10 protein-coding genes are annotated in these 11,449 nt (G+C 62.3%); 3 read left to right on the top strand and 7 right to left on the bottom strand.

The genetic code is table 11. The features are described from left to right. Positions 1 to 55 precede the first annotated feature (55 nt). On the bottom strand, positions 56 to 616 hold the full coding sequence (locus tag BM017_RS11240) for a cysteine hydrolase family protein (protein ID WP_092244005.1): 561 nt from the start codon (positions 614 to 616) through the stop codon (positions 56 to 58). A 162-nt stretch (positions 617 to 778) separates the two neighbouring features. On the opposite strand from BM017_RS11240, the gene BM017_RS11235 reads away from it, so the two are divergent. Further along, positions 779 to 1,291 (top strand): GNAT family N-acetyltransferase, encoded by a 513-nt coding sequence (locus tag BM017_RS11235; RefSeq protein ID WP_092244002.1) that lies wholly within the window; start codon positions 779 to 781, stop codon positions 1,289 to 1,291. A gap of 161 nt (positions 1,292 to 1,452) precedes the next feature. Here BM017_RS11235 and BM017_RS11230 read toward each other — a convergent pair whose 3' ends face one another. After that, positions 1,453 to 2,085: a TetR/AcrR family transcriptional regulator gene (locus BM017_RS11230; RefSeq protein WP_092243999.1), complete on the bottom strand. Its 633-nt coding sequence runs from the start codon at positions 2,083 to 2,085 to the stop codon at positions 1,453 to 1,455. Positions 2,086 to 2,196: 111 nt separating this feature from the next. Here BM017_RS11230 and BM017_RS11225 point away from each other — a divergent pair, with 111 nt between their 5' ends. Beyond that, positions 2,197 to 2,859, top strand: coding sequence for an O-methyltransferase (locus BM017_RS11225; RefSeq protein WP_092243996.1), 663 nt, complete (start codon positions 2,197 to 2,199; stop codon positions 2,857 to 2,859). Here the strand turns inward: BM017_RS11225 and BM017_RS11220 are convergent. Together BM017_RS11220 and BM017_RS11215 are read right to left on the bottom strand one after the other, a co-directional pair. Next, positions 2,846 to 3,466 (bottom strand): LysE family translocator, encoded by a 621-nt coding sequence (locus BM017_RS11220; RefSeq protein WP_092243993.1) that lies wholly within the window; start codon positions 3,464 to 3,466, stop codon positions 2,846 to 2,848. The genes BM017_RS11225 and BM017_RS11220 overlap by 14 nt on opposite strands. A 285-nt stretch (positions 3,467 to 3,751) precedes the next feature. Next, complete coding sequence (locus BM017_RS11215) at positions 3,752 to 5,257, bottom strand: methyl-accepting chemotaxis protein (RefSeq protein ID WP_371914597.1); 1,506 nt, start codon at positions 5,255 to 5,257, stop codon at positions 3,752 to 3,754. Between the two features lie 223 nt (positions 5,258 to 5,480). On the opposite strand from BM017_RS11215, the gene BM017_RS11210 reads away from it, so the two are divergent. Continuing rightward, a complete protein-coding gene (locus BM017_RS11210) occupies positions 5,481 to 7,679 on the top strand; it encodes an OsmC domain/YcaO domain-containing protein (protein WP_092243988.1) in 2,199 nt (732 codons plus the stop codon). A gap of 240 nt (positions 7,680 to 7,919) precedes the next feature. Here the strand turns inward: BM017_RS11210 and BM017_RS11200 are convergent, their stop codons facing one another. The 3 genes from BM017_RS11200 to dapA form a co-directional block, all read right to left on the bottom strand. Continuing rightward, positions 7,920 to 9,086: a cystathionine gamma-synthase gene (locus BM017_RS11200; RefSeq protein ID WP_092243985.1), complete on the bottom strand. Its 1,167-nt coding sequence runs from the start codon at positions 9,084 to 9,086 to the stop codon at positions 7,920 to 7,922. Then, complete coding sequence (locus BM017_RS11195) at positions 9,083 to 10,459, bottom strand: pyridoxal-phosphate dependent enzyme (RefSeq protein ID WP_092243982.1); 1,377 nt, start codon at positions 10,457 to 10,459, stop codon at positions 9,083 to 9,085. The genes BM017_RS11200 and BM017_RS11195 overlap by 4 nt, the downstream gene beginning before the upstream one ends. A gap of 116 nt (positions 10,460 to 10,575) precedes the next feature. After that, a complete protein-coding gene (dapA, locus tag BM017_RS11190) occupies positions 10,576 to 11,439 on the bottom strand; it encodes a 4-hydroxy-tetrahydrodipicolinate synthase (RefSeq protein ID WP_092243979.1) in 864 nt (287 codons plus the stop codon). Between the last annotated feature and the right edge of the window lie 10 nt (positions 11,440 to 11,449).

Here is an 11,449-nt window from a genome sequence, read left to right as displayed (position 1 = left end):
AGCGAGCATGGAGACCTGCGCAAGGCGATTCGCTTGCCGGTCTGATGCGTCATGCTCACAACCTATCCAGGATTTCAGTGGTCTCTACAACCTTGGCATAGTCCATCGCCAGATTGCTCAGCGACAGCGCATGCACATCCTCGGCTGGCCACAGGCGTCCGGACAAATCGGTCTGGTCGAAGGTGTAGCAGGCGTCGGCAACCACCGTCACCTCAAAACCCAGGTTGCCGCCCGAACGTGCCGTGGACTCGACCGAGTTGTTGGTGATCACGCCGACGATCACCAGTTGGCGGATCCCACGCACATGCAGCCAGCGCTCCAGCCCCGTGGCCGTGAAAGCATCCGGGACGTTCTTTTCCACCACGTGCTCATGCGCCAGCGGTTGCAGGGGCGGCTGGAACTCGCAACCCGGTTGGCCCGGCCAGAACACCGAGTCGGGCGAGCGGGATATGTGGCGGATGTGCACCACCGTGCGGTTGGACTGCCGCCACGCCTGCAGCAGGCGCTGTATCTGCGCTTCGGCGCCGGGGTTGTTGCGTCGCCCAAGCTTCGGCTGGTTCATGCCTTGCTGCATGTCGATGATCAGCAGTGCGGCATTGCTGGTTAACGGTGGCATAGCGCTTACCTTTGCTCGTGAGGCTCGCAACATATCAGCCAACCTGGGCGCCCAGACAGCGATTTGTTCGAAGCCGGATAGCCCCGTCGCCACCCGGCGAATATAAACGGTCATGAGGCGTGGGTTTACTGGAAGGCCATTGCTCGAAAAAGGAATACCGGCATGATCCGCAAGGCATTACCCGACGACGCAAGGGACATTGCCCAGGTGCATATCAGCAGTTGGCAGGACGCCTACCGTGACCTGATGCCGGCCGAGTATTTGAGCGGTTTGCAAGCCACCCTGGCGCAGCGTGAATCCTTTTGGATGCGCTCGATTGAAGCGGACGAGCCCAAGGTTTGGGTCGCGGAGGTGGATGGGCAGGTGGTCGGTTGGATATCGGTCGGTGCCAGCCGTGACGAGGAGGCTGCGGGTAAAAACACTGGTGAGGTCATGGCCATCTATGTGTTGGCCGGGTACTGGCAAACAGGCGTGGGGCTGGCGTTGTGGAAAGCGGGCTTGCAGAACTTGATGGTGCAGGGGTACCAGGATTTGACGCTTTGGGTCTTGAGCCGGAATGAACGAGCTATCCGGTTTTATCGCAGGGCGGGCTGTGTCGAGGACATAGGCAGCGAGCGTACGCTCCAGAGGGGCGGTGTCACACTGGAAGAAGTGCGGTATCGGTTGGCTTTTTAGCGCGGGTGTCGGAGAAACTGTCAGTGAAATTTCCAATTGTTGCCTGAAACCGCGATCCTGCTGGTCTCCGGGTATGCCGAACGTGAGGGGCTGGACCCGGATCTTCCGCGGCTTACCAAGCCGTTTCGCCAAAGCGAACTTGCAACAAGCTTTGCCGCGCTTCACGGAGGGTTGAGCGCCTTTACATAGGCGCGAAACATATCAGCCATTCCCTCGGCATACACAGCAATTTTTTCCGTCGTGCGCGGGCTGCACGAGAACTCCTTGCCCACTGAGCTGAGCGTGGTAAGCATCAGGTCGCAGGCCAATGTGCGTGTGTTCTCGGCCACCTCGGGCAGCAGCTCCAGCATGAACGCTTCGAAAGCCTCCCGGCCCGCCGCCCGGACTTCCAGCGCTTCCGGTGCATCGCGATAGAGCGGCGCCGCATCGCTCAATGCCCCGCGCATCTGCGCTTCCTCGCATTCCGACTGGATGAAGGCATGCACCAACGTGCGCAGGCGATCCAGCGGCGCTTCATCGTGTTTCTCCAGGATGTTGCGCAGCATCCGGGTGGTCTGTTGCCACTCATCACTCTGCAAACGGAACAGAATCGCCGCTTTGTTGGGGAAGTATTGGTACACCGACCCCACGCTCACGCCGGCTTTTTCAGCGACCCGAGCGGTGGTGAAACGGGTGGCGCCTTCCTTGGCCAAAACCTGAACAGCCGCTTCGAGAATCGCCGCCACCAGCTCGGTGGAACGCGCCTGTTGTGGCTGTTTGCGCGTGGAAATACACGGGGGCTGATGGCGGGTCATACGGGGCTCCGTAAGCAGGGCGAATGCGAATAGCGAAGGATGGGAATCACTCGCATACTTTTAATGCGACGAATGAGTCGCATCTTAGCCCCAACCCTACGGAAATCCATTATGTCTAGCCTGACCACTGCGCCTTTGGCGCCCCTGATCGAACGTCTTTATACCCAGGCCAGCGCCGCTACCAGCCCCTTGGTGAACTCGGTATCCAAGGAGGAACGCGATCGGCTGATGCGCAGCAAGACCGAATACGTGGCGCTGTATTCGCTGCTCAAGGACCTGTGGCTGCCGGTCTCGCGGGACACCGGCAAGCTGCTCTACCTGTTGGCGCGCAGCAGCAAGGCGCGGGCGATTGTGGAGTTTGGCACGTCGTTCGGCCTGTCCACCTTGCACCTGGCCGCTGCGCTGCGTGACAACGGCGGCGGTGTGCTGATCGGCAGCGAATTCGAAGCCTCGAAGATTGCCCTGGCGCGTGAGCACTTCATCGAAGGCGGGGTGAGTGACTTGATCCATATCCGCGAAGGCGACGCACTGGTCACCCTGGCCAGCGGCCTGCCGGACAGCGTGGACTTGCTGCTGCTGGACGGCGCCAAGACGCTGTATGGCGACGTGCTGGGCCTGGTAGAAAAGCACCTGCGCCCCGGCGCGCTGGTGGTGGCGGACAACACCGATTACTGCCCTGAATACCTGGCCCACGTACGCGCACCGGAGAACGGCTACGTGTCTGTACCGTTTGCCGATGACATCGAACTGTCCATACGGCTCAGCGCCTGCTGAATGCCAACCGCGCTGCAAACACTATGAAGATCATTCCAGTGGTGCGGTCCATCCACTGGATGACCTTTTCCCGGCGCAGGAAACCGGACAGCGGCTGCGTGGCACCCATCAACACCAGTGACCACGCCAGGCCGAGCAGCACATGGATGCCCACCAGGCCGAACGTCCACAGGATCAACGGCTGGCCCTGGGGGATGAACTGCGGCAGGAACGACACATAGAAAATTCCCACCTTGGGGTTGAGCACATTGCCCAGCATGCCCTTGATAAACCAGTTGCCGGCCGGCTTGCCCTGCACCTCGGCGCTGGCCAGTGAGCGGCGCGGACGCATCAGCATGTTCAACCCCAGCCAGGCCAGGTACGCGGCGCCGCAGTACTTGAGCAGGTTGAAGGCGACTTCCGACACAGCGATCAGTGCGCCCAGACCGAAGGCAACCGCTGCGCCCCACAGCAGGCAGCCGGCGTTAATGCCCAGCGTAGCTTGCAGTGCCTGGCGCTTGCCTTCCACCGCCGCGGTCCTGAGCACCAGGGCTGTATCGAGGCCGGGTGTGAGCGTCAGCAGGGTGGCGGCGAAGGTGAAGGCGAGGAGGTTATCCGTGATGGACATGGGCGGGCTTCGTGATTGGGCGGAGGTGAACCCAAGCATACTATGTTGTAGTGAAGGAAATTGTTGTGGCGAGCGGGCTTGTTGTGGCGAGCGGGCTTGCCCCGCGTTGGGCTGCGTAGCAGCCCCAAAACCAGACACTGAGGAATACCTGACACATCGCAGCTCTCATTGATGGGGCTGCTATGCAGCCCAACGCGGGGCAAGCCCGCTCGCCACAGGTCACCGGTTAGCTACAGGACACCGGCTAGCCACAACAAACCGGCTAGCCAGGCGTTCAGCGAAGGCTCAGCGGTTGAACCGCTCCACCAACGCATACTGGGTGGACGCAGTGTTCGTCAGTTCCTTGCTCAGGTCCGTGGATTGACGGGCCTGGGTCGACGTCTGGTCGGCCAGTTCGGCGATGGTGGTGATGTTGCGGCTGATCTCTTCGGCTACCGCGCTCTGTTCCTCGGTGGCGGCAGCGATCTGGGTAGTCATGTCGGTGATATGCGACACCGCCTCGCTGATACCCACCAGGGCCTGGTCGGCTTCGAGTACCCAGGCCACGCCTTCCTGGGCCTGGCGTTGACCGTTCTCCATGCTTTGCACGGCGTTGTTGGACGACGCCTGCAATTGGGTAATCAGCCCGTGGATCTGGGTGGTGGACTGGGACGTGCGCTGTGCCAGTTGGCGCACTTCATCGGCGACCACAGCAAAGCCACGGCCTTGCTCACCGGCCCGCGCTGCTTCGATGGCGGCGTTGAGGGCCAGCAGATTGGTCTGGTCGGCAATGGCCTTGATCACGTCCACCACGCTGCCGATTTCGTCGCTGTCCCGCGCCAGTTGCGCTACGGTCGCGCCGGTTTTGCTGACCACGCTGGACAAACGTTCGATGGCCTCACGGGTGTCCCGTGCCACTTCACGGCCGCGCCCGGTCAGCACATTGGCTTGCTGGGTGGCATCCGCCGTGCGCTGGACGTGGCTGGCGACTTCCTGGGTAGTGGCGGCCATTTGGTTGACGGCGGCCGAGACCTGTTCGGTTTCGACGCGCTGGCGGTCCAGGCCCTTGGAGCTGGCGGTGGCCAACTGATCGGATTGCCCGGCCAGGGCGCTCAATTGTTCGGCACTGTCCTGCAGGCGCGTGAGGCAGGTTTTCAGGCGCGCGGCCTGGCTTTGGAACGCAGTTTCCAGGCGTGCCTGTGGCCCGCTGGCGTCGCTGTACATCTGGGCGATCAAGGCGTCCGAAGTCGAAGGTTCTACGCCCTGCAGCAGGCGCAGTGTGCTGCCTTGGCGCCAGCGTGAGCAGAGCACGCCCACCGGCACCGCGACGGCGACGGCCACGGCAATTGCGAGCGGCGCGTCGAGGAACAGACCGGCGAGGCTGCCGGCCACTGCGGTGGCCACGTAAGGCACGCAACCGAGTGCGGCCGGCAGCCAGGCGTCCTGGCGCGGGACGGCCGGTTTGCCTTGGCTGATCCGTTGATACAGGGCCTGGGCCCGGCGGATTTCATCGGCCGTGGGCTTGACCCGCACCGACTCGAAACCGACGACCTGGCTGCCATCGAAGATCGGCGTGACGTAGGCGTTGACCCAATAGTGATCGCCGTTTTTCGAGCGGTTCTTGACGATGCCCATCCACGGCAGGCCTTGCTTGAGCGCACCCCACATGTGCGCAAACACGGCGGGTGGCACATCCGGATGGCGCACGATGTTCTGCGGCGCGCCGATCAGGTCGGCGCGTTCAAAGCCGCTGATGTCGACAAAGGCGTCGTTGCAGTAAGTGATGACCCCTCGGACATCCGTGGCGGAGATGAGTTTTTGCGAAGGCGCGAGGGAAATCTCACGCTGTGTTACGGGCTGGTTATTGCGCATTCCGACTACTCCCTGGTTGCCCTCAGTCCATCGGCGCCAAACGCAAAAAGGTTAATCCACATTGGCCAATTCGCCAGCCATTGGTCAAAAGCCTGAAACTTCGCGGTGAAACCCCTCATAATGGCGGCCATTTTTGTTTAGCCGTTATTCTGGTGTGCCCCCCATGGAAATCAAGGTCAACTTTCTCGACAACCTCCGGCTTGAAGCCAAGTTCGATGACTTCACGGTGATTGCCGACCAGCCCATTCGCTACAAAGGCGATGGCTCGGCACCGGGGCCGTTCGATTACTTCCTGGCGTCGTCAGCGCTGTGCGCGGCGTACTTCGTGAAGTTGTACTGCCAGACGCGCAATATCCCCACCGACAATATTCGCCTGTCGCAGAACAACATCGTCGACCCGGAAAACCGCTACAACCAGATCTTCAAGATCCAGGTCGAGTTGCCGGCGGACATCTCCGAGAAGGACCGCCAGGGCATTTTGCGTTCCATCGACCGCTGCACCGTCAAGAAAGTGGTACAGGCCGGGCCTGAGTTTGTCATCGAAGAAGTCGAGAACCTCGACGCCGATGCCCAGGCGTTGCTGATGCCGAATTCGACTTCCGAGGGCGGCACCTACATCGCCGGCAAAGACCTGCCGCTGGAACAGACCATCGCCAACATGTCCGGCATCCTCGCAGGCCTTGGCATGAAGATCGAGATCGCGTCGTGGCGCAATATCGTGCCTAACGTCTGGTCGTTGCACATCCGCGATGCGCATTCGCCGATGTGCTTCACCAACGGCAAGGGTGCGACGAAGGAGGGCGCCCTGGCGTCGGCCTTGGGCGAGTTCATCGAGCGGCTCAACTGCAATTTCTTCTACAACGATCAGTTCTGGGGCGAGGAACTGGCCAACGCGCCGTTCGTGCATTACCCGGATGAGCGCTGGTTCCAGCCAGGCCCCAACGACGAGCTGCCGAGCGAGATCCTCGATGCCTACTGCCTGAAAATCTACAACCGCGACGGCGAACTGCGCGGTTCGCACCTGTTCGATACCAACTCCGGCAATGAACAACGCGGCATCGTTTCGCTGCCGTTCGTGCGCCAGTCGGATGGCGAAGTGGTGTACTTCCCGTCCAACCTGATCGAGAACCTCTACCTCAGCAACGGCATGAGCGCCGGCAACACCCTGGCCGAAGCCCAGGTGCAGTGCCTGTCGGAGATCTTCGAGCGTGCCGTGAAGCGTGAAATCATCGAAGGCGAGTTCGCCTTGCCGGATGTACCGGCGCAGGTGCTGGCCAAGTACCCCGGCATCCTCGCCGGCATCCAGGGTCTCGAAGCCCAGGGCTTCCCGGTGTTGGTCAAAGACGCCTCCCTGGGCGGCGAATTCCCGGTGATGTGCGTGACCCTGATGAACCCGCGCACCGGCGGCGTGTTTGCGTCCTTCGGCGCCCACCCAAGCCTGGAAGTGGCCCTGGAGCGCAGCCTTACCGAACTGCTGCAAGGCCGCAGCTTCGAAGGCCTGAACGACTTGCCGGCGCCGACCTTCGAAGGCCAGGCGGTGACCGAACCCAACAACTTTGTCGAGCACTTCATCGACTCCAGCGGCGTGGTGTCGTGGCGCTTCTTCAGTGCCCAGTCGGATTACGAATTCGTCGAGTGGGACTTCACCGGCGAAGGCGCAGACTCGAATGCCCAGGAAGCCGCGACCCTGTTCGGCATTCTCGAAGGCATGGGCAAAGAGTCCTACATGGCCGTGTACGAACACCTCGGCGCCACCGCCTGCCGCATCCTGGTGCCGGACTACTCGGAAATCTACCCGGTGGATGACCTGATCTGGGACAACACCAACAAGGCGCTGTTTTTCCGCGAGGACATCCTCAACCTGCACCGCCTCGACGAGGAAGAATTGCAGGCGTTGGTCGAGCGCCTGATCGAAAGCGAGCTGGACGACTACACGGATATCACCACCCTGATCGGCATCGAATTCGACGACAACACCGCCTGGGGCCAACTGACCATCCTGGAACTGAAACTGCTGATCTTCCTGGCCTTGCAACAATATGAAGAGGCCAAGGAGTGCGTGGAGATGTTCCTGCAATATAACGACAACACCGTCGAGCGCGGCCTGTTCTACCAGGCGATGAATGCGGTGCTGGAGATGGAACTGGACGACGACCTGGAACTGGCCGACTACGAAGCCAACTTCCGCCGCATGTTTGGCGATGAGCGGATGGATGCGGTGATTGGCTCGGTGAAGGGCGATGTGCGCTTTTATGGCCTGACGCCGACCAGCATGAAGCTGGAAGGGTTGGACCGGCATCTGCGCTTGATCGACAGCTACAAGAAGCTGCATGCGGCGCGGGCCAACATCACCTCCGCCTGACGCCTATCTGGCTTTCTGTGCTGAGCAGGTGTGCTGTGGTGAGCAGGCTTGTTGTGGCGAGCGGGCCTGTTGTGGTGAGCGGGCTTGCCCCGCGTTGGGCTGCGAAGCAGCCCTAAAACCAGACGCCGCATTCTGCCTGAAAGAATGCGGCGTTTTTATTGGGGCGGCTTCGCCACCCAACGCGGGGCAAGCCCGCTCGCCACAACCAGGCTGCTCGCCACATAGATCAAGGCAAGCTGTTTATATGAGCGCCAGGGCCTGCGCCAGGTCCGCACGCAGATCCTCCACATCCTCAACCCCCACCGACAACCGCACCAACCCATCGCCAATCCCCAGCTGCGCCCGCGTCGCCGCCGGGATGCTGGCGTGGGTCATGATCGCCGGGTGTTCGATCAGGCTTTCCACACCACCCAGGCTTTCGGCCAGGGCGAAGATCCTGACGTTTTCCAGGAAGCGCCTGGCGCCGGCCAGGTCGCTGTTCAGGTCGATTGAAATCATCCCGCCAAACCCCCGCATCTGTTTGCGCGCCAGTTCATGCTGCGGGTGGGACGCGAGGCCCGGGTAGTAAACCCGCGCCACTTGCGGCTGTTGGTCCAGCCAGGTGGCCAGGTCGAGGGCGTTGCTGCAATGGCGCTCCATGCGCAGGGCCAGGGTTTTCACGCCACGCAGGGTGAGGAAGGCGTCGAAGGGCCCGGCAATGGCGCCGACCGAGTTCTGCAAAAAGCCCAGGCGTTCGGCCAGTTCGGGGTTGTCGCCGACGATGGCAATGCCGCCGATCACATCGGAATGGCCGTTGAGGTATTTGGTGGTGGAGTGCACCACCACATCAAAGCCCAGCTCCAGCGGGCGCTGGATCCACGGGCTGGCGAAGGTGTTGTCGGCCACGCAGATGATCCCGCGAGCGCGGCAGATGCGTGCGATGGCGCTGAGGTCGGTGAGGCTCAGCAGCGGGTTGCTCGGGGTTTCGACCCAGACCATGCGCGTGTCGTCCTGCAGACTCGCTTCAAAGGCCGACAGGTCACTCAGGTCGACAAAGCTGAAGCGGTGCCCGGCGCTGCGTTGGCGCACCTTGTCGAACAGGCGGAAGGTGCCGCCGTACAAATCATTGCCGGACACGACATGGGCGCCGGCGTCCAACAACTCCAACACCGTCGAAATCGCCGCCAGCCCGGAGGCAAAGGCAAACGCCTGGCTGCCGCCTTCCAGGTCGGCCACGCAGCGTTCCAGGGCAAACCGCGTAGGGTTGTGGGAGCGACCATAGTCAAAGCCCTTGTGCACGCCGGGGCTGTCTTGCAGGTAGGTGGAGTTGGCATAGATCGGCGGCATCAGCGCGCCGGTGGTTGGGTCGGGAGATTGCCCGGCATGGATCACGCGGGTGGCAAACGCACTTTTATCGGACTGACTCATGCAAGGGATCTCCGTAGGTGGTTGAGCAGGTCGACGCGGGTGATCAGGCCATGGAAGCCCGACGCGTCGGCAATGATGGCAACCAGGCCGCGATCCAGCTCCGCTTGCAATTGCGCGAGGCTGGCGCTGGGGGCCAGGGTTTGCAGGGACGTGGTCATGGCGCTGGCGACGTTCAGGGTGAAGTGGCTGGCGTCCTGGTGCAGGCCGAGCAGGATATCGGATTCGTCGATCACACCGACCAGTTGCTGGCCGTCCACCAGTACCGGTAGTTGCGAGACATCCGCCAGGCGCATGCGCTGGAACGCGGTGAGCAGGGTGTCGTCGGGGCTCACGCTGATCACGCGGCCGTCCTCGAAGCGCCGCGCAATCAGGTCGCGCAGGTCGCCGTAGTGTTTGTAGTGCAACAGGCCGGCGTCGGTCATCCATTGGTCGTTGTAGACCTTCGACAGGTAGCGCGTGCCGGTGTCGCAGACAAAGGTGACCACACGCTTGGGCGTGGTCTGTTCGCGGCAATAACGCAGGGCGGCGGCGAGCAGGGTGCCGGTGGAGGAACCGCCGAGAATGCCCTCGGCCTTGAGCAACTGCCGGGCGTGATCGAAGCTCTCCTCATCGCTGATGGAATAGGCGTGGCGCACGCTGGACAGGTCGGCAATCGACGGGATGAAGTCTTCGCCGATGCCTTCTACCGCCCAGGAGCCTGGCGTTTCCAGCTTGCCGCTGCGGCTGTACTCGGCCATCACCGAACCCACCGGGTCGGCGAGCACCATTTGCAGTGCCGGTTGCACGCGCTTGAAGAAGCGCGTCAGGCCGGTGAGGGTGCCGGCCGAGCCGACGCCCACCACGATCGCATCCACATCGTGCTGGGTTTGTGCCCAGATCTCCGGCGCGGTGCTGGTTTCGTGCGCCAGGGGGTTGGCGGGGTTGTTGAACTGGTCGGCGAAGAACGAATCCGGAATATCCCTGGCCAGGCGTGCGGCCACGTCCTGGTAATACTCGGGATGGCCCTTGCCCACATCGGAGCGGGTGATATGCACCTCCGCGCCCATGGCCTTGAGGTGCAGTACTTTTTCCGTGGACATCTTGTCGGGCACCACCAGTACCACCCGATAGCCCTTGGCCCGGCCGACCAGCGCCAGGCCCAGGCCGGTGTTGCCGGCGGTGGCTTCGATGATGGTGCCACCGGGGCGCAGGCGGCCATCGCGTTCGGCGGCGTCGATCATGGCCAGGCCGATGCGGTCCTTGATGGAGCCACCGGGGTTCTGGGATTCGAGTTTGAGAAACAGCGTGCAAGGGCCGGTATCGAACCGGCTGACCCGAACCAGCGGCGTGTTGCCGATCAGTTCGAGCACGGCGGGGCGGGGCAGCGTGGGCATGTCGTCACCTGAATACGGATGGGTTGGACAGCAAAAGGCAAAGCCTGGGTTCGACGATAGGCCGGGATCGGTCCGGTCGCAACCGGACGGTCCGCTCGTTGTCTGTTTTTGGCGCATTAGCCGAGCAGGTTCTGCACCTGCTGCAAACGGGCGACAACTGCCACGCTGGCTGCCTGCATCGGTGCGCGCAACTCGCTGCCGATCAAGCCTTGCAGGGCCAGGGCGGCTTTCACCGGTGCCGGGTTGGGCTCCATGAACAGCGTGTTGATCAGCGGCACCAACTGCATGAACGTTGCCCGCGCGTCGGCCAACTGGTTGTCGCGTACCTGCTGGCAAAGCGTCACGAACTGTTCCGTGTTGACGTGCGCCGAGGCTGCAATCGCGCCCGTCGCGCCCAGGCACAGCGCGTTGAAGATCTGCAGGTCTTCGCCACACAACACATCCACCTCACCGCTGGCCAGCAGCGCGAGGGTATTGTCCAGGTTGCCGCCACAGTCCTTGATCGCCACGATGCGTTCGTGGGCGACGATGTTGAGCAAGGTGGCCTGCTCGAACGTGGCGCCGGTGCGGTAGGGAATGTCGTACAGAATGATCGGCACGCTGGAGGCATCGGCCACGGTGCGGAAGAACGCTTCCAGGCCGGCCTGGGACGGGCGGATGTAACTCGGCGCCGGCACCAAAAGCCCAGCCACCGGGCGTTGCAGGATTTCACGCTGAAAGTGCAGCAGCTCAATCTGGTTATAGCCCGCCAGGCCCATCACCACGCGGTGCGCCGGCACCCATTGCAACACCGCATCGAGCACCGCCAATTGTTCCTGCCGACTCAGCGACGCCGCTTCGCCGGTGGTGGTGCACACCATGATCCCGGCCACGTGTTTTTCCAGCAGGTGGTTGACCAGGCGGTGCAGGCCAATGAAATCAATGGCGCCGTCATGGAACGGCGTGACCACGGGAACCCAGATACCTTGAAACGATGACATGCACTTTCTC

It is taken from the genome of Pseudomonas sp. NFPP04 (assembly GCF_900113815.1).
Classification (GTDB): domain Bacteria; phylum Pseudomonadota; class Gammaproteobacteria; order Pseudomonadales; family Pseudomonadaceae; genus Aquipseudomonas; species Aquipseudomonas extremorientalis.
The sequence above is the reverse complement of the archived record's forward strand: the minus strand, read 5'-3'. Positions and strand labels throughout refer to the sequence as shown.

Bases quoted from the DNA above. Each gene is read 5' to 3' on its own strand.
- BM017_RS11240 (WP_092244005.1), bottom strand. From the start codon at position 616: ATGCCACCGTTAACCAGCAATGCCGCACTGCTGATCATCGACATGCAG.
- BM017_RS11235 (WP_092244002.1), top strand. From the start codon at position 779: ATGATCCGCAAGGCATTACCCGACGACGCAAGGGACATTGCCCAGGTG.
- BM017_RS11230 (WP_092243999.1), bottom strand. From the start codon at position 2,085: ATGACCCGCCATCAGCCCCCGTGTATTTCCACGCGCAAACAGCCACAA.
- BM017_RS11225 (WP_092243996.1), top strand. From the start codon at position 2,197: ATGTCTAGCCTGACCACTGCGCCTTTGGCGCCCCTGATCGAACGTCTT.
- BM017_RS11220 (WP_092243993.1), bottom strand. From the start codon at position 3,466: ATGTCCATCACGGATAACCTCCTCGCCTTCACCTTCGCCGCCACCCTG.
- BM017_RS11210 (WP_092243988.1), top strand. From the start codon at position 5,481: ATGGAAATCAAGGTCAACTTTCTCGACAACCTCCGGCTTGAAGCCAAG.
- BM017_RS11200 (WP_092243985.1), bottom strand. From the start codon at position 9,086: ATGAGTCAGTCCGATAAAAGTGCGTTTGCCACCCGCGTGATCCATGCC.
- BM017_RS11195 (WP_092243982.1), bottom strand. From the start codon at position 10,459: ATGCCCACGCTGCCCCGCCCCGCCGTGCTCGAACTGATCGGCAACACG.
- dapA (WP_092243979.1), bottom strand. From the start codon at position 11,439: ATGTCATCGTTTCAAGGTATCTGGGTTCCCGTGGTCACGCCGTTCCAT.